The organism is Ensifer adhaerens, from assembly GCF_028993555.1.
Classification (GTDB): domain Bacteria; phylum Pseudomonadota; class Alphaproteobacteria; order Rhizobiales; family Rhizobiaceae; genus Ensifer; species Ensifer adhaerens_I.
Map to the genome: position 1 here is coordinate 3,951,929 of NZ_CP118610.1, position 16,553 is coordinate 3,968,481.

Sequence of the window (16,553 nt, forward strand, 5' to 3'; positions counted from 1 at the left end):
TCTCAAGGGGAATTCGACATGAGCGGTACTCTCGTCCTCGTCCGGCATGGCCAGAGCGACTGGAACCTGAAGAACCTGTTCACCGGCTGGCGTGATCCGGACCTGACGGAACTCGGCGTCGAGGAGGCCAAGGCCGGCGGCAAAGCGCTTGCCGACTACGGCATCAAGTTCGACATCGCCTTCACCTCGGACCTCGTCCGTGCCCAGCGCACCTGCCAGTTCGTGCTCGACGCCGTCGGCCAGTCCTCGCTTGAAACGATCCGCGACCAGGCGCTCAACGAGCGCGACTACGGCGACCTCTCGGGCCTCAACAAGGACGATGCGCGCGAGAAGTGGGGCGAAGAGCAGGTGCACATCTGGCGCCGCTCCTATGACATCCCGCCTCCGGGCGGCGAAAGCCTGCGCGACACCGGCGCCCGCGTCTGGCCCTACTACCTGACCGAGATCCTGCCGCGCGTGCTGTCCGGCCAGAAGGTGCTCGTCGCCGCCCACGGCAACTCGCTGCGCTCGCTGGTCATGGTGCTCGATCGCCTGACCAAGGAACAGATCCTGAAGCTCAACCTCGCGACTGGCGTGCCGATGGTCTACAAGCTCAATGCCAATTCGACGGTCGCTTCGAAGGAAGTTCTGGGCGACATGTCCGGCGCCCACTGAGCGCTGGGAAATGCCGAATGAAAAAGGGGCGCCGAGCGCCCCTTTTTTGTTTCTCGCCGAAGCCGCGGAAGATCATGGTCTCAGATCGTGCCATCCGCCGCCTTGCCCGCTTCCCAACCGAGGATGGCGCGCTTGCGCGTCAGCCCCCAGTGGTAACCGGTGAGATCCCCGCTCTTGCCGAGCGCGCGGTGGCAGGGGACCACGAAGGAGATCGGGTTGCGCCCGACCGCGGCGCCGACTGCGCGTGATGCCGTCGGCTGGCCGATCTGCCCGGCAATGCTGGAATAGGTGGTGGCGCAGCCGAGCGGGATCTTCAAGAGCGCCTGCCAGACGCGGATCTGGAAATCCGAACCGATCAGGAAGATGCGCAGCGGTTCGTTCTGGCGCCAGCGCGAGGGGTCGAAGATGCGCGCGGCATATTGGGCGGTGGCAGCGCTGTCTTCGATGTAGCAGGCGTTCGGCCAGCGTTGCGCCATGTCCTCGAAGCTTGCCTTCTCGCCGCCGGCATCGTTGAAAGCAAGGCCCGCAAGTCCGCGCTCGGTGATCATGACGAGCGCCGTGCCGAAGGGCGAGGGGTGGTACCCGTAGCGGATCGTCAGACCCTCGCCGCGCGCCTTCCATTCGCCGGGCGACATCGCCTCGTGGGTGACGAACAGGTCGTGCAGGCGGCTCGGCCCCGACAGGCCGACCTCGATGCTGGTCTCGAGCAACGGCATGTCTTCCTGGCGCAAGAGACGCTTGGCATGGTCGAGCGTCACGGCCTGGAGGAAGGCTTTCGGCGAAAGTCCGGCCCAGCGGGTGAAGACCTTCTGGAGTTGTGTCGGGGATTGTTTCAGGCGTTGCGCCACGGTTTCGAGCGACGGCTGGTCGCGATACTCCTCGGTCAGCATTTCGATCACGCGGCTGACCGTATCGTAATCGGTGCCTTTCGGCGTGATGTCTGTAGGTACGGATGTCGCAATGTTCATGGCTCTTCTCCTGTCATGTCACAGGTAATCACTTGCTGGCCCCTGCAACCACCCGAAACTTGAACGAATGCGGGGATTTGCGTCCCATTGGCTGTTCGGCGGGCGTCAGCGGCGGCGAACGGTCGCAAGCGCTCCCGAAAGGGCGAGCGCGAAGGTCTCGCGATCGTCGCGATTGAGAAACGAACCGATGTCGGTCCGGCGGCCACCACCGCTGATCGTCATCGAGATGATGCCGATTTCCTGGTGGCGGGCGACATTGAAGCGCGCCCAGAACGGATTGAAGCGGTGTTCGGTGATCTGGCCCGATGGGGTGAACTTGCGCACGGAAACGCCGGTTCGGGAAACGCTGACCTCTTCGCGGCTGAGCGCCGAGCGGTAGTTCAGCCAAAAAGCGCCGAACAACAGCAAATAGTCGAGCCCGAAGAAGAACATGACCGGCCAGGCCCCAACGATGAGGAAGATGAAGGCGTGCACAAGGCTCAAAAGCCCGGCGATCAGAAAGAAGATCTTGAAGCCGCGGCGCCCGAGCGAGCGATAGGGGGTGAGCTCGGCGGTGAAGACCGGCGCATCCTCGGGCGGGGTGGTGGCGTTGCCATTGATCATGACCTCTGACTATAGATGCATCATGAAAAACGTGAAGCCGAAATTGCCCGTCAGCGCTGCAAAACCCAAGACAAGCCGCCGCGCTACGCCGCGGGTGAAGAGCCTCTACAGCCAGGACGATCTCAAGGAGATCTTCCGCCGCTTCTCGATCCAGCGGCCGGAGCCGAAGGGCGAACTCGAGCACGTCAATCCGTTCACCCTGGTCGTCGCCGTGGCGCTCTCGGCGCAGGCGACCGATGCCGGCGTCAACAAGGCGACGCGTGCGCTCTTTGCCATCGCCGATACGCCGGAAAAGATGCTGGCGCTTGGGGAAGAGAAGGTCCGGGACTACATCAAGACCATAGGGCTCTTCCGCAACAAGGCGAAGAACGTCATTGCGCTGAGCGAAAAGCTGATCCGCGATTTCGGCGGCGAAGTACCCCGCACGCGCGAAGAGTTGGTGACGCTTCCGGGTGTCGGGCGCAAGACAGCCAATGTGGTGCTCTCCATGGCTTTCGGCCAATCGACGATCGCCGTCGATACCCACATCCTGCGCATTGCCAACCGCCTCTGTCTGGCGCCGGGCAAGACCCCGGACGAGGTGGAAGACAAGCTGATCAAGATCATCCCGGACGAGTATCTCTACCACGCGCATCACTGGCTGATCCTGCATGGTCGCTACTGTTGCAAGGCGCGCAAGCCGGAATGCGAACGTTGCGTCATCGCCGATCTCTGCAAGTCTCCGGAAAAGACCTGCGACGTCCCGGCTGCACTCGTCGAGTTGCCGCCACAGATCATCTCCGCCGCAAGCTGAGGCCGTCGGCGGCGGCTCGGTGGGATGGCTTCAGGCCGATACCATCCGATCGATCAGCGTGCTGATCGTCTCCGCATAGATCTCGGCGGGGCCGCCGTCAGCGATGTCGAGTGCCGCGCGGTCGAAGGCGGCTGAAAGCAGCGAGGCCATGGCCGACAGTCTTTCGGGGTCAGGCACTGCCGGCGCCATCGCCTCGCCGATGCCTTCCTCCAGGGTTCTCTGCGCATTGGCGGCATCGATTGCCACCATCTCCTGCCTGCCGAGCACCGCCGGCCCGTCGAGCAGCAGCAAGCGAATTCGGCCCGGCTCCCGCATCGCGTCGAAATAGGCCCGGGCACCGACTTTCAGCGCCTCGCGCGGCGTCAGGTCGTCTGCCGTTGCCTGCTCGATCGATGCCGCCACGGCGCGCGCCTCCCGTTCCGCCACAGCCCGAAACAGCGCCTTCTTGTCTTCGAAGTGGTGATAGAGCGCGCCGCGGGTCAATCCGGCGGCGGCGACGATATCGGGCGTGGAAGTATCGGCATAACCCCTGGTGACGAAGAGGCCGCGGGCGGCATCGAGGATCGCGGTGCGCGTGGTGTCGGATCGCTCGCGATTGGAACGACGGGAGGCTTCCTGTTGCATACATGCAGCCTGTATGTTAATTAAAGATACATACAGATTGTATGATATTGCCGGAGCGAGGAAAAGCCATGAAATCGACGAGCTATTATCCTGTCATCATGACATCGGATGTTGCCGCCACCGCCGCCTTCTACATCGAGCACTTCCGCTTCCAGCCGCTCTTCACCAGCGACTGGTATGTGCATCTGCAGTCGATGGAGGACGAGCATGTGACGCTGGCGGTGCTTGATTATCGCCACGAGACGATCCCCGAGGAGGCGCGCTCGCCCGCCCGTGGTCTTCTCCTGAATTTCGAGGTCGAGGATCCGGATTTGATCTATGCGCAAGCGGTTGCCGCCGGGCTGCCGATTCTGAAGACGTTGCGTGACGAGGACTTCGGTCAGCGGCATTTCATCACCGCCGATCCGAACGGTGTACTGATCGATGTCATCAAGCCGATCCCGCCGAGCGCCGATTTCGCCGCTGCTTACGATGAAAGCGCGCTTCCTACGGCCTGAAGCAGCCGGCACGCGTCTTTTGTCTTCCAAATGGTCGGAAAACCGGTATTAACAAACACCGGCCATCACGGAGACCGGACGAGGTTCATGACAAAATACGACGTGCTGACGATCGGCAATGCCATCGTTGATATCATCGCGCGCTGCGACGATGCCTTTCTCAATGAAAACGGCATCATAAAGGGCGCCATGAACCTCATCGATGCCGAACGCGCCGAGTTGTTGTACTCGCGCATGGGCCCGGCGGTCGAAGCGTCCGGCGGCAGTGCCGGCAATACCGCAGCCGGTGTCGCCAGCCTTGGCGGTCGCGCTGCCTATTTCGGCAAGACCGCGAGCGACCAGCTCGGCGAGATCTTCGCGCATGATATCCGCGCCCAGGGTGTCTACTTCGAGACGAAGCCGCTCGAAAACGTGCCGCCGACCGCCCGTTCGATGATCTTCGTCACGGAGGACGGCGAGCGCTCGATGAACACCTATCTCGGCGCCTGCGTCGAGCTCGGCCCCGACGACGTCGAGGCCGACGTCGTCGCCCAGTCCAAGGTTACCTACTTCGAAGGCTACCTCTGGGATCCGCCGCGTGCCAAGGATGCCATCCGCGAGACCGCACGGATCGCTCACGAAAACGGTCGCGAGACCGCGATCACGCTGTCCGACAGCTTCTGCGTTCACCGCTATCGCGACGAATTCCTCGAGCTCATGCGCTCCGGCACGGTCGATATCGTCTTCGCCAACAAGCAGGAAGCGCTGGCCCTCTACGAGACCGAAGACTTCGATCTGGCGCTGGAAAAGCTGTCGAAGGATTGCAAGCTCGCTGCCGTGACGCTGAGCGAAGAAGGCTCGGTGGTCGTGCGTGGAGCGGAGCGGGTTCGGGTCGGCGCAACGCCGATCGCCCAGGTCGTCGATACGACCGGTGCCGGTGACCTCTATGCCGCGGGCTTCCTTCACGGCTACACGACCGGACGCTCGCTCGAAGACTGCAGCAGGCTCGGTAATCTCGCCGCCGGCATCGTCATCGGTCAGATCGGCCCGCGGCCGATGGTCTCGCTGGAAACGGCCGCCAAGCAGGCCGGTCTCGCCTGATTCGTTCTGATTAAATCTTGTGAAAAGCAGGCGTGGCCTTACTTGAAGGCCTCGCCTGGATAGGCGCCCCAGATCTCGCTCTGGGCGATCCAGCCTTCGACGCCCTGCGTCTCGACATGGCACCAGTCGCCATTGCATTCGCCGACACGCACGATGACGCCCGGCTCCATGCGGGCGGTGATCGGGGCTGTCCCCTGCGGGTCGCGGCGCATGTTGACGAAGACGCCTTCGCCCTTGCCGCGCATCCAGGGCGCGGCGACGGCGGTGCGGTCGCCGGAAAGCAGCGCCTGGTTGACCCAGCCTTCCGTGCCGTCGGCGTCGCGGATACGGCGCCAGTTATCGTATTCCTGGATGATCTCCACCGGCACGCCGGGCTTCATGTAACGGAAGGCGACCGCGTAATCGACGCTCGGGCCGATCCTGAGATTGACGCTCTTCGACTTGAGGCTGACGAAGCGCGGAAGCGGCAGCCCGCTGGCGCCCTTGGCAGCCTGAGCGTAAGCCGCCGACGCCATGATGCCGGCGCCGAGGCAGGCGGCGATCAACGAGAACGAGAATCTGGAAATGACATGGCGCATGACGAAGCTCATTATCCGTGGCACTACAGCACCGCGCGTCCCGGGACGCGCAAAGGCCGCTGTAGGACTTTGAGTTGCTGCTTGTCTTTGTCCTTCAATCGGAGATGATTTCAGGAGACATGCAGTCGCTTATGCAGGCGCAGTTCATTCGAGGCCCAACACACGGGCTGAAATCGCGGGGACGAACGCGCGAGTTTTGTTTGTCTTCCCGGTGGGGTCTGGTAGAAATTGCGGCTACAGGGAGAAAGTATCGCCCAACTTGGTTAAAGACCCGTCAACAAGGCCCATCGCAGCAATGACAAGCAAGAAGAAGCCCACGGTCTACATCACCCGCAAACTGCCGGACATCGTCGAGACGCGGATGCGCGAACTCTTCGACGCGGAGTTGAATATCGACGATACGCCGCGTAGCCAGCCGGAGCTCGTTGCCGCGGTCAAACGCGCCGACGTGCTGGTGCCGACGGTCACCGATCGCATCGATGCGGCACTGATCGAGCAGGCCGGCCCGCAGCTGAAGCTGATTGCCAGCTTCTCGAACGGCGTCGACAACATTGATGTCGATGCCGCCGCGCGCAAGGGCATCACCGTCACCAACACGCCGAACGTGCTGACCGAAGACACGGCCGACATGGCGATGGCACTGATTCTTGCCGTGCCGCGCCGCCTTGCCGAAGGTGCGCAGATCCTGACCGATCGCAAGGGCGAGTGGGCCGGCTGGTCGCCGACCTGGATGCTTGGCCGGCGGATTGCCGGAAAGCGCATCGGCATCGTCGGCATGGGCCGGATCGGCACCGCGGTCGCGCGCCGCGCCAAGGCCTTTGGCCTTTCGATCCACTACCACAACCGCCACCGGGTGAAGGCGGAAACCGAAGAGATGCTGGAGGCGACCTATTGGGACAGCCTCGACCAGATGCTTGCCCGCGTCGATATCGTCTCGGTCAACTGCCCGTCGACGCCGGCGACCTATCATCTGCTTTCGGCCCGTCGGCTGGCACTGATGCGACCGGACAGCTACATCGTCAATACCGCCCGCGGCGGCATCATCGACGAGACGGCACTCATCAAGTGCCTGCGCGAAGGCAAGATCGCCGGCGCCGGCCTCGACGTCTTCGAGAACGAGCCGGCCGTCAATCCGAAGCTGATCAAGCTTGCCGGCGAAGGCAAGGTCGTGCTCCTGCCGCATATGAGCTCGGCGACGCTCGAAGGGCGCATCGACATGGGCGACAAGGTGGTGATCAACATCCGCACCTTCTTCGACGGTCACCGACCGCCGGACCGCGTGCTTCCCGGCCGCGACTGATCGTGCAACGCCGCACGGTCCTGTCGTGCGGTTGTCCGTCAGGCCTGTTCAAAGTCAGAGGCTAGAGCGTCTTGCGCATCTCGATCGCTGTCGGCCGGGTAAAGCCGGGATGGCACATCGTGCCGGTTTTGACGAAGCCCCAGGCGGCGAACGCCCGGTGATTTTCGGTGAGTTCGACGCGGGTGAGCAGCCGCAGTGCTGGAAGACCGAGCGCGCGCGCCGTCGCTTCCGCTTCGGCGAGCAGCAGCCGGCCGATGCCCTTGCCTTGCGTCTGCGGCGCAACCGCGAGCTTACCGATATAGAGGCAATCTGCCTCAGGCTTGCAGAAGATGCAGCCGACGAGCCTTTCGCCGTCGCTGACGCCAAAGGCGATCTCGTCGGCAATCTTCTGCCGAAGCGATTCGACGTTTAATGCATGCGCCGACGATGGCGGGTCTATTCGCCCGTCCATGTAGGAGAAGGCGCCAAGGATCAGCGCCAGCAATTCCTCATGCCGGTTGAAGCTTTCACCGATGCGAAAGATCTGCACCATGGATCGGCCTATGCTCTGCGACGGTAGCGGATGGTGTTGAACTGCGCCGTCAGCGCGTCATACATCAACAGCCGTCCGACGAGCGGTTCGCCGAAACCGGCAATCACCTTGATCGCTTCCATCGCCTGCAATGTACCGATGACGCCGGTGAGCGCACCGACGATACCGGCCTCTGCACAGGAGGGCACGACGCCGGCCGGCGGCGGTTCCGGGAAGAGGTCGCGATAGGAGGGGTTCGGCCGCCCATCGGTACCTGCCTTGTAGGGCATCAGCACCGTCAGGGAACCGTCGAAGCGGCCGACGGCGCCGGTCACCAGCGGAATGCCGACCGCGGCTGCCGTATCGGCTGCGAGATAGCGTGTGTCGAAATTGTCCGAGCCGTCGATCACCAGGTGATATTGCCGGAACAGCGCCTCGGCATTGTCAGGGCCGAGCCGGGTCTGGTGGCCTTCGACGACGACATGCGGATTGAGCGAGCCGATCGCTTCCGCGGCCCGCTCGACCTTGGCCCGGCCGATGTCCTCGGTGCGGTGGATGACCTGTCGCTGGAGGTTCGAGAGCGCGACGGTGTCGTCGTCGACGATGCCGATGCGACCGATGCCGGCGGCTGCGAGATAGTGCAGGACAGGCGCACCGAGACCGCCGGCGCCAATCACCAGCACGCGTGCCGCCTTGAGTTTCTGCTGGCCCGCGCCGCCGATCTCCGGCAGCACGATATGGCGGGCGTAACGGGCGATCTCCGATTGGTCGAGCTTGTTCTCACCGGTCATGGCCACATCCTCCTCATCCCACCCGCCGTGGTGGTCATTGCCTTGCTTATCCCGTAACGCTGCCGTGCGAAACGGTCAGGAAGCGGCCGCGTTCGCCGAGCGCCTCGAACATGGTCTGGTCGGTGCCGGTCATGAAAGCCTGGCCGCCAAGATCATCGACGAGATCGAACAGGGCGGCGCGCCGATTGACGTCGAGATGCGCGGCGATCTCATCGAGCAACAGGATCGGTGCATGACCGGTCATGTCGCCGACCAGGCGCGCATGCGCCAGCACCAGTCCGACCAGCAGCGCCTTCTGCTCACCGGTTGAGCAGCGTGCCGCCTCCATGTCCTTGTCCCGGTGCCGCACCAGCAGGTCGCTCCGATGCGGTCCGTCGAGCGTCCGGCCTGCCGCCGCGTCGCGCGGCCGGCCGTCGCGCAGCATCGCCAGATACTGCTCTTCGAGATCATAGGCCGGGCGACGCCCTTCGTCGTCGAGAAAACCGGAAAGTGCCAGCCGCGCCGACGGAAAGACGTTATCGTCCACGTTCCGTTCGACAAGCGCCGTGAGCAGCCCGAGCATTTCCTGCCGCGCCAGCGCCATGGAAACGCCGAGGCCGGCCATTTCCTTCTCGATCGCCGTCAGCCAGGCCGGGTCCGGTCGAAATTCGCCGAGCAGCCGGTTGCGGCTTCGCATCGCGCGGTCGAACTCGCTGGCGCGTCGGCCATGTTCCGGATCGAGCGAAAGCACCAGGCGATCGAGGAACCGTCGCCGGTCGGCCGAAGGCCCCGTGAACAGCCCGTCCATCGATGGTGTCAGCCAGAGAACACGCAGATGATCCGTCAGTTCGTCGACGGTCGACGCCGGCGTTCCGTTGAGCCGCAGCCGCCGGGATTGCCCCTCCGTAACCCCGGCAGTGCCGGTGCCGATCTCGACCGGCCCCTCCATGCCCTCGACCTCCGCAAAGACGGAGAACCCGTCGCTTGCGCCGACGCGGGTAACGTCCGCATAGGCCGCGCGCCTCAAGCCGCGTCCGGGCGACAGAAAGGAGACCGCCTCCATCAGATTGGTCTTGCCGGCACCGTTCTCTCCCGTCAGCACCACATGGCGCTGGTCAAGCTCAAGCGAGAGGGCCGCATAGTTGCGGAACTCCGTGAGCTTCAGGCGGTTGAGAAAGACCTTGTGGGGCATCGGCAGTCCGGATTCGACGTTGGGCGCCAGCTAGGACGAAAGCGCCTGCCAAGGCAAGGTGAAACGGTGCGGGCGCCCATATCGTCAAAGATAGGCGATATCGGCAGGGGAAAGGCGGCAAACCCCTTTGATTCGGTGCTTTTCTTCAAGGACCTGGTGAAATATGACAGCCACATGACAATCCACAGATGGATATACGTGTGATGCTGGCCTGGTTCCGCAAACTTCTTCCCCGTGAGGATCGCTTCTTCGACCTCTTCGCCAAACACTCGCGCACTGTCGTCGGTGCCGCCGATGCGCTCGACAAGTTGCTCGCCGGTGGCGACGATCTGGAGAAACATTGCGAGCGGATCGTCGCGCTCGAAGATGAAGCCGATCATATCACCGCCGAGGTACTCCTGGCCGTGCGCCGGTCCTTCATCACGCCGTTCGACCGCGGCGACATCAAGGATCTGATCCAGTCGATGGATGACGCCATCGACATGATGCACAAGACGGTCAAGACAATCCGGCTCTATGAACAGAAGAGCTTCGAGCCCGGTATGCGCGAAATGGGTACGATTGTCGGCCGCGCCGCGAATCTGATTGCCGAGGCCGTCCCGCTGCTGGACCGCATCGGCACCAATCACGACCGGCTCATCGCCATCGCCGAAGAGGTCACCCGTATCGAGGGACACTCCGACGAACTGCACGAGCAAGGCCTCAAGGATCTGTTCCGCCGTTACGGCGCGAGCAACCCGATGGCCTATATCGTCGGTAGCGAGATCTATGGCCAGCTCGAAAAAGTCATCGACCGCTTCGAGGATGTCGCCAATGAAATCAGCGGCATCGTGATCGAGAACGTCTGATGGATGCGACGCTCGCCTTTCCGTTGCTCGTCGGGCTGATCGCCATTGCGCTCTTCTTCGACTTCCTGAACGGTTTGCACGATGCCGCCAACTCCATCGCGACGATCGTTTCGACGCGGGTGCTCAGGCCGCAATATGCGGTTCTGTGGGCGGCATTCTTCAACTTCATCGCCTTCCTGTTCTTCGGCCTGCACGTGGCCGAGACGCTCGGCAAGGGCATCATCGATCCGGGCATCGTCACACCGCTGGTGATCTTTTCGGCATTGATCGGCGCGATCGTCTGGAACATCGTCACCTGGCTGTTCGGCATACCATCGAGCTCCTCGCATGCCCTGATCGGCGGCCTCGTCGGCGCCGGCCTTGCCAGCACCGGTTTCAGTTCCATCGTCTGGACCGGTCTTCTGAAGACGGTCGGCGCCATCTTCATGTCACCGGCGATCGGTTTCTTCCTGGCGCTGGTGCTGGTGTTGATCGTCTCCTGGCTCTTCGTGCGGCAGACACCCTTTGCCGTAGACCGCACCTTCCGCGTGATGCAGTTCGTTTCGGCGTCGCTCTATTCGCTTGGCCACGGCGGCAATGACGCGCAGAAGACCATGGGCATCATTGCCGTTCTGCTCTTCTCGCAGGGCTATCTTGGTTCGGAATTCTATGTGCCCTTCTGGGTGGTGATCACCTGCCAGGCGGCGATCGCGCTCGGCACGCTGTTCGGCGGCTGGCGCATCGTTCACACGATGGGCTCGAAGATCACCAGGCTCAACCCGATGCAGGGCTTCTGCGCCGAAACCGGCGGGGCGATCACGCTCTTTGCTGCAACCTGGCTCGGCATCCCGGTCTCGACCACGCACACCATCACCGGCGCGATCATCGGCGTCGGTGCGGCCCGCCGCGTCTCGGCGGTGCGCTGGGGGCTTGCCGGCAACATCGTCATCGCGTGGTTCATCACCATGCCGGCCGCAGCGGCGATCTCGGCGCTCGCCTATTTCACCATCGATCTGCTGTTCTAGTCGAAGTGACAGTGTCTCCCGTCTGCCGGGCAGGCGGGAGACCACGTCATTTTTCGACCCGCGGAGCAGGCATGTCACGCCCGCCCTGATGTAATGTCAGGCTTTCTGCGCGCGTGCCTTTGAGCGTAAAGCTGATCTGCGCATCGATGAGCTTCGTGAAGAAGCGATGTTCCGCCTCAGGCACGATCTCCAGCCGATCCTGGCCGGTAGCCTGCGCAAACAGCCGGTCTCCTTCGCGAAGGATCGTCAGCTCGAACCCAGGCTCCAGCCGGTATGTACCGAGATAGGCATCGTAGCTTGCCGGATCGACGGCAATGGCGACGCGCTGGGTGGCGGCCGGTGCCAGTGGAGCGTCTCGATTAAGCAGATGGCGGCCGATATCGTCGACGCCCACCTCCGTCGATGCATTGGAAAGCGCGACGACGCCGACGCCGGTCGACGGACGGTAGCCGACGAAGGATCGGTAGCCTCCGGTGCCGCCATTGTGCCAGACGACCTGGTCGTCGCCCTTACCCGAAATCACCCAACCGAGCGCCTGCTGATCATCATCGCCGTTGCCGATCGGCGCTTTCGTCGCCAGCAGGATCGCGAAGGCGGGCGCGAGCGGTGACGGCGTCTTTCCCATCGCGGCCTCCAGGAATCCCAGCAGGTCATCCGCGGTTGAGCGCAGAGCGCCTGCGCCCTGCAGCGCGTCGAGATCCCAGTCTCTCACAGGCTCCTGTGCTGCACCGTGGCCTGTCGCCCGGCGTTCGACCCAATCCGGCCGCTGCGTGATCGCGGTATCCTTCATGCTGAGGGGCGTTGCGATGCGGCTGATGACGAGGTCTTCATAGGTAAGCCCCGCCTTCAAGGCGAGTGCATGGCCGAGCAGCCCGGCGCCAAGATTGGAGTATTCATTTTCGACGCCAGGGCGCCGCAGCGGCTTGTGGCTGGAGAGGAAGGCGTAGAGCTTTGCTGTGTCATAGTCGGCATAGGGATTGTTGATATCGGCCGGCACCAGATTGGCGGGCAACCGTGGCAGGCCGGACATATGAGTCGCCAGATGCCGGAGCGTGATCGGCGTCTGCTTGTCTTCCTGCAACGCCACATCGGCAGGAAGCAGCGACGAAACGGGCGTGTCGAGGTTTAGGGTGCCCTTTTCCACCGCGTCGGCGAGCAGCAGCGCCGTAAAGACTTTCGTGACCGAGCCGATCTCGAACACGGTGCGACCATCGACCGGGCGCGGATCGCCCTTGGCCGGATGACCGTGCGCGACGATGCGCCGGCCGGTGCCGTCGATGATGCCGACCACGATCCCGACCGACTGCTGTTGCTGGTCGATGCGGTCAGTCAGGATTTCCAGAATCTCGGAATCGGTCGGTGTCGTGGAAGGAGGAGCCGCGTGCGCGGTGGTGCCAAGCGTCATAAGGACGATCCAGTTCAGAAAGAGGTTCCGCATGACAAAAATAGGGATCCAATTTTGGGTTGTAAGGGATGCGATGACCATGCCAGCCGGTTTTGATCGAGACCCTGTCAAGGCCTGGCGGACAAATGCCCGATCATGTTCCCTGGCAACGATTGCACCGAAATTGCATGAAGCGGCTCACGGATCCCAATAGGGCGGATCGCCGAAGGCGTCCTTGAGGTGCTGGGCAATGGCTCTGAGCTTGGCCGAAGCACGCCTTCCTTCCGCATGCGCCATGTAGATGAACTCCGGCTCCGGAAGCAGCCCGACATCGATCTCCTTGAGCTGTCCCTCCCGCACCGCGGGGCCGGCGATGAAAGCGGGCAACAACGCGATGCCGAGCCCGGCGACGGCGGCATCGTGCAGCATGTCGCCATTGTTCATGCCGAGGGCCAGGCGTGCCCGAACGACCGTGGCGCCGGAAGGTCCCTCGAAGCGCCAGTCGGAGACGCCGCGGTTGGTGTAGAAGATGCCGCGGTGGCCTTCGAGTTCGCCAAGCGACGCCGGTGTGCCGTGTCGTTCGAGATAATCGGGAGAGGCGACGAGCAGACGCCGGCTTCTGGCAAGTTTCCAGACCACCAGGCGGGAATCGGCGATCACGCCGTGGCGAACAATCGCATCGTAGCCTTCCGAAGCTGCATCGACCCGCCGGTCGTCGAGATCGAGCGTCAGTTCGATTTCCGGATGGCTCGCCAGGAACGGATAGAGCGCCGGACCGAGATGCCGGCGGCCAAAGCTGACAGGCGCAGCGATCCGGAGTGGACCCGTGAGAAGCCCGCGGCGCTCGGCAAGGTCGCTCGCAGCCGCCTGCACCTCGCTGACGATCCTGACAGCGCGCTCGCGGAAGGCGATGCCGTCCTCCGTGAGCGTCAGCTTGCGTGTGGTGCGGTGAAGAAGCGTGGCGTTGAGCGCGCGTTCCAGCTCTGCTACCCTTTCGCTGACAACGGATTTCGACACGCGCAGGCGCCGCGCCGCCTCGCTGATCGAGCCAGCTTCGGCAACCGCGACAAAGGCCGCTATCCCTTCGATCTTCATCATTGTTCGGCTTTTCCGGATTTGAGTTCCTGGATTGGAAGACTAATCCGAACGATCATTTTCCGCCATATCTGTCTGCATTCGAGGACGACGGTTCCAGCCAACCGAGCCGATCTCCTCTTCGACCCAACAAGAGGATTTTCATCATGTCACGTTTGCAGAACAAGACGGCACTCATCACCGGCGGCACCAGCGGCATCGGCCTCGAGGCGGCGCGCCAGTTCATCGCCGAGGGGGCTCGCGTCGCGGTCACCGGCACCAATCCGAAGAATATTGCCGAGGCCCGCGCCGTCCTTGGCGAGACAGCTCTGATCATCGAGGCCGATGCCGGCAATGTCGCCGGCCAGGCGGCCGTCGCTGAAAGGATCCGCGCTGCCTTCGGCACGCTCGATATCCTCTTCGTCAATGCCGGCATCGCCAAGCTGCAGCCGATCGAGCAGTGGGATGAAGCGAGCTTCGACCGCTCGCTCGCGATCAACCTCAAGGGGCCGTACTTCCTCATTCAGGCCCTGCTTCCGGTCTTTTCGAAGCCGGCATCCATCGTCCTCAACACCTCGATCAACGCCCATATTGGCATGCCGACCTCGAGCGTTTATGCGCTGACCAAGGCGGGTCTGCTGTCGCTCGCCAAGACGCTTTCCGGAGAACTGATCGGCCGCGGCATCCGGGTCAACGCGGTCAGCCCCGGCCCGATCCGCACTCCGCTGCATGACGGCCATGCCCCGACGGTGGAGGAAAACAGGCAGGTTGTCGATGCGATCGCGGCGCAGATCCCGCTTGGTCGCTTCGGCCATGCAAGCGAAATCGCCAAGGCGGTTGTCTTCCTCGCCTCCGACGAAGCCGCCTTCACGGTTGGCGCCGAACTGATCATCGATGGCGGCATGGCGACGCTCTGACCGAGCCTCGCTCCGCTCCGATAAGCAAGGGCCGCGTGTCCGATCGGATGCGCGGCGCTGCCCGTTCTTGTCGACCGCTCACGGCGGGACGTTGGCATCGCTGGTTGCGAGGAGTATATTTTGCAAATCTAATGAAATGCATCCAATCGCGTGATCCGCACAGATCAAACACCGGTCAGATCCGAGGAGGAGACGATGACGAGTGTCAGATGGATGATGAAGGGACGGGAGTTCGTTCATTGCAACTGCGCCTATGGCTGCCCCTGCCAGTTCAACGCGCTGCCGACAAAAGGCCACTGCAGCGCTGTCGGCGCCTTCGAGATCGAGGAAGGCTTTCATGGCGACACGCGGCTTGACGGTCTGCGTTGCGGCATGATCGCCGCCTGGCCGGGCGCCATCCACGAGGGTCGGGGGCAAGTGGTCCCGATCATCGACGTTCGCGCCTCGGCCGAACAGCGCGGCGCGTTGCTGCGCATCATGAGCGGCGAGGATACGGAACCGGGCGCGACCTTCTTCCAGGTCTTTGCGACCACGTTTGAAACCATGCACGATCCGGTCTTTGCCGATATCGACTTCGACGTCGATGTCGCTCGCCGCACCGCCCGTCTGAACGTCCCGGGTTGGCTCGTCGCGCGTGGCGAACCGATCCTCAACCCGGTCACCGGCGAGGCCCATCAGGCGCGCATCAATCTCCCTCACGGCTTTGAATACGACGTCTGCGAGGTCGGGCGCGGTTGGGCCGACACGAAGGGACCGCTGACACTGGCGCTTGCGGATTCACACGCCCATTTCGCCACCATGCACTTGACCGGAAGCGGCGTGGTTCACTAGCGCCGATGTCGGACACGGCGCTTGAAACCCTTCTGAGACGCGACCGTGCCATCGTCGTGGCGGCTTTGATCGCGCTGACGGCGGCGAGTTGGCTTTACATCCTGTGGCTGGCATCGAGCATGGATATGGCAGGGGCCGGACCGGCGGCAGGCGGGACAGCCATGGGTCCCACCATGTCCATGGACGGCACGGACATGGCGATGGATATGCCAATGAATATGGGTGAGGGTTCGACGATGGCCGTGGCCGTCGCCGGCGCGCGCGCCTGGACCCCGGCGACCTTTGCCTATGCCTTCGTGATGTGGGCGGTGATGATGGTCGGCATGATGGTGCCGTCGGCAACCCCGATGATTCTGCTCTATGCCCGTGTGGGGCGGCAGGCGGCGTTAAAGGGGCAACCTTTCGCGGCCGCCGGATTTTTCGCCGGCGGCTATCTTTTCACCTGGACGCTTTTCGCCCTGATTGCAGCGCTTCTGCAATGGTTGCTCGATCGCGCGCTGCTGTTGACCCCGGCTCTGTCGAGCGCAAGCCAGCTTCTGAGCGGTGTGGCGCTGATCGCAATCGGCCTGTTCCAGTGGACGCCGCTCAAGGATCGTTGCCTGAGCCAGTGCCAGTCGCCGCTGCTTTTCATCCAGAACCATGGTGGTTTTCGCCGCCAGCCCGGCGCCGCCTTCGGCCTCGGGGTCCGGCATGGTCTCTATTGCGTTGGCTGCTGCTGGGCGCTGATGGCGCTTCTGTTCGTGGGCGGCGTTATGAACGTGCTTTGGATCGCCGCCATCGCCATCTTCGTGCTTGCCGAGAAGGTGGTGCCCGGCGGCCGGCTGTTGTCCCGTGTCGCCGGGGCAGGACTCGTCATGACAGGGCTTTGGCAACTTGCGGCCATGATCTGAAGCAAAAGCGCCGCGCAACCGTATCCGGCGCGCGG

General features: G+C 63.2%; 19 protein-coding genes. 10 read left to right on the top strand and 9 right to left on the bottom strand.

Going from position 1 to position 16,553, the window contains the following annotated elements; translation table 11 throughout:
• The first annotated feature begins 18 nt into the window (after window positions 1-18).
• Complete coding sequence (locus tag PWG15_RS19010; protein ID WP_275022110.1) at window positions 19-654, top strand: 2,3-bisphosphoglycerate-dependent phosphoglycerate mutase; 636 nt, start codon at window positions 19-21, stop codon at window positions 652-654.
• Between the two features lie 80 nt (window positions 655-734).
• On the opposite strand, the gene PWG15_RS19015 is transcribed toward PWG15_RS19010, so the two are convergent.
• Window positions 735-1,622, bottom strand: a complete 888-nt coding sequence (locus PWG15_RS19015; protein ID WP_275022111.1) for a methylated-DNA--[protein]-cysteine S-methyltransferase — start codon at window positions 1,620-1,622, stop codon at window positions 735-737.
• A gap of 105 nt (window positions 1,623-1,727) precedes the next feature.
• Complete coding sequence (locus PWG15_RS19020) at window positions 1,728-2,225, bottom strand: DUF2244 domain-containing protein (RefSeq protein WP_275022112.1); 498 nt, start codon at window positions 2,223-2,225, stop codon at window positions 1,728-1,730.
• Between the two features lie 22 nt (window positions 2,226-2,247).
• Between PWG15_RS19020 and nth the strand changes: the two genes are divergently transcribed.
• Window positions 2,248-3,018 (top strand): endonuclease III, encoded by a 771-nt coding sequence (gene nth / locus PWG15_RS19025; protein WP_275022113.1) that lies wholly within the window; start codon window positions 2,248-2,250, stop codon window positions 3,016-3,018.
• 30 nt (window positions 3,019-3,048) lie between these two features.
• Here nth and PWG15_RS19030 read toward each other — a convergent pair whose 3' ends face one another.
• Window positions 3,049-3,642 (bottom strand): TetR/AcrR family transcriptional regulator, encoded by a 594-nt coding sequence (locus PWG15_RS19030; protein WP_275022114.1) that lies wholly within the window; start codon window positions 3,640-3,642, stop codon window positions 3,049-3,051.
• A gap of 68 nt (window positions 3,643-3,710) precedes the next feature.
• On the opposite strand from PWG15_RS19030, the gene PWG15_RS19035 reads away from it, so the two are divergent.
• Together PWG15_RS19035 and PWG15_RS19040 are read left to right on the top strand one after the other, a co-directional pair.
• Entirely contained in the window at window positions 3,711-4,139 is a 429-nt protein-coding gene (locus PWG15_RS19035; protein ID WP_275022115.1) for a VOC family protein, read from the top strand.
• Window positions 4,140-4,226: 87 nt separating this feature from the next.
• A complete protein-coding gene (locus PWG15_RS19040; protein WP_275022116.1) occupies window positions 4,227-5,219 on the top strand; it encodes an adenosine kinase in 993 nt (330 codons plus the stop codon).
• Between the two features lie 38 nt (window positions 5,220-5,257).
• Here PWG15_RS19040 and PWG15_RS19045 read toward each other — a convergent pair whose 3' ends face one another.
• Complete coding sequence (locus PWG15_RS19045) at window positions 5,258-5,809, bottom strand: SH3 domain-containing protein (protein WP_275022117.1); 552 nt, start codon at window positions 5,807-5,809, stop codon at window positions 5,258-5,260.
• Window positions 5,810-6,092: 283 nt separating this feature from the next.
• Between PWG15_RS19045 and PWG15_RS19050 the strand changes: the two genes are divergently transcribed.
• Window positions 6,093-7,097, top strand: coding sequence for a 2-hydroxyacid dehydrogenase (locus tag PWG15_RS19050; RefSeq protein ID WP_077962855.1), 1,005 nt, complete (start codon window positions 6,093-6,095; stop codon window positions 7,095-7,097).
• A gap of 61 nt (window positions 7,098-7,158) precedes the next feature.
• Here PWG15_RS19050 and PWG15_RS19055 read toward each other — a convergent pair whose 3' ends face one another.
• The 3 genes from PWG15_RS19055 to recF are packed head-to-tail and all read right to left on the bottom strand — an operon-like array spanning window position 7,159 to window position 9,570.
• A complete protein-coding gene (locus PWG15_RS19055) occupies window positions 7,159-7,629 on the bottom strand; it encodes a GNAT family N-acetyltransferase (protein ID WP_425536716.1) in 471 nt (156 codons plus the stop codon).
• Between the two features lie 8 nt (window positions 7,630-7,637).
• Window positions 7,638-8,399, bottom strand: coding sequence for a molybdopterin-synthase adenylyltransferase MoeB (locus tag PWG15_RS19060; RefSeq protein WP_275022119.1), 762 nt, complete (start codon window positions 8,397-8,399; stop codon window positions 7,638-7,640).
• 46 nt (window positions 8,400-8,445) lie between these two features.
• Window positions 8,446-9,570 carry a DNA replication/repair protein RecF gene (recF, locus tag PWG15_RS19065; RefSeq protein ID WP_275022120.1) on the bottom strand — a complete coding sequence of 375 codons (1,125 nt, stop codon included), beginning with the start codon at window positions 9,568-9,570 and terminating at the stop codon, window positions 8,446-8,448.
• 203 nt (window positions 9,571-9,773) lie between these two features.
• On the opposite strand from recF, the gene PWG15_RS19070 reads away from it, so the two are divergent.
• Both PWG15_RS19070 and PWG15_RS19075 read left to right on the top strand, forming a co-directional pair.
• Window positions 9,774-10,418, top strand: a complete 645-nt coding sequence (locus PWG15_RS19070) for a DUF47 family protein (protein WP_275024464.1) — start codon at window positions 9,774-9,776, stop codon at window positions 10,416-10,418.
• Entirely contained in the window at window positions 10,418-11,422 is a 1,005-nt protein-coding gene (locus PWG15_RS19075) for an inorganic phosphate transporter (RefSeq protein WP_275022121.1), read from the top strand. The genes PWG15_RS19070 and PWG15_RS19075 overlap by 1 nt, the downstream gene beginning before the upstream one ends.
• A gap of 46 nt (window positions 11,423-11,468) precedes the next feature.
• On the opposite strand, the gene PWG15_RS19080 is transcribed toward PWG15_RS19075, so the two are convergent.
• Together PWG15_RS19080 and PWG15_RS19085 are read right to left on the bottom strand one after the other, a co-directional pair.
• Window positions 11,469-12,860, bottom strand: coding sequence for a serine hydrolase (locus tag PWG15_RS19080; RefSeq protein WP_275022122.1), 1,392 nt, complete (start codon window positions 12,858-12,860; stop codon window positions 11,469-11,471).
• 144 nt (window positions 12,861-13,004) lie between these two features.
• Complete coding sequence (locus PWG15_RS19085; RefSeq protein WP_275022123.1) at window positions 13,005-13,904, bottom strand: LysR family transcriptional regulator; 900 nt, start codon at window positions 13,902-13,904, stop codon at window positions 13,005-13,007.
• A 143-nt stretch (window positions 13,905-14,047) separates the two neighbouring features.
• Here PWG15_RS19085 and PWG15_RS19090 point away from each other — a divergent pair, with 143 nt between their 5' ends.
• The 3 genes from PWG15_RS19090 to PWG15_RS19100 all read left to right on the top strand — a co-directional run bounded on the left by PWG15_RS19090 (window position 14,048) and on the right by PWG15_RS19100 (window position 16,518).
• On the top strand, window positions 14,048-14,797 hold the full coding sequence (locus tag PWG15_RS19090) for an SDR family oxidoreductase (protein ID WP_275022124.1): 750 nt from the start codon (window positions 14,048-14,050) through the stop codon (window positions 14,795-14,797).
• Between the two features lie 195 nt (window positions 14,798-14,992).
• Window positions 14,993-15,628, top strand: a complete 636-nt coding sequence (locus PWG15_RS19095) for a DUF1326 domain-containing protein (protein ID WP_275022125.1) — start codon at window positions 14,993-14,995, stop codon at window positions 15,626-15,628.
• Window positions 15,629-15,633: 5 nt separating this feature from the next.
• A complete protein-coding gene (locus tag PWG15_RS19100; protein WP_275022126.1) occupies window positions 15,634-16,518 on the top strand; it encodes a DUF2182 domain-containing protein in 885 nt (294 codons plus the stop codon).
• Window positions 16,519-16,553: the final 35 nt, after the last annotated feature.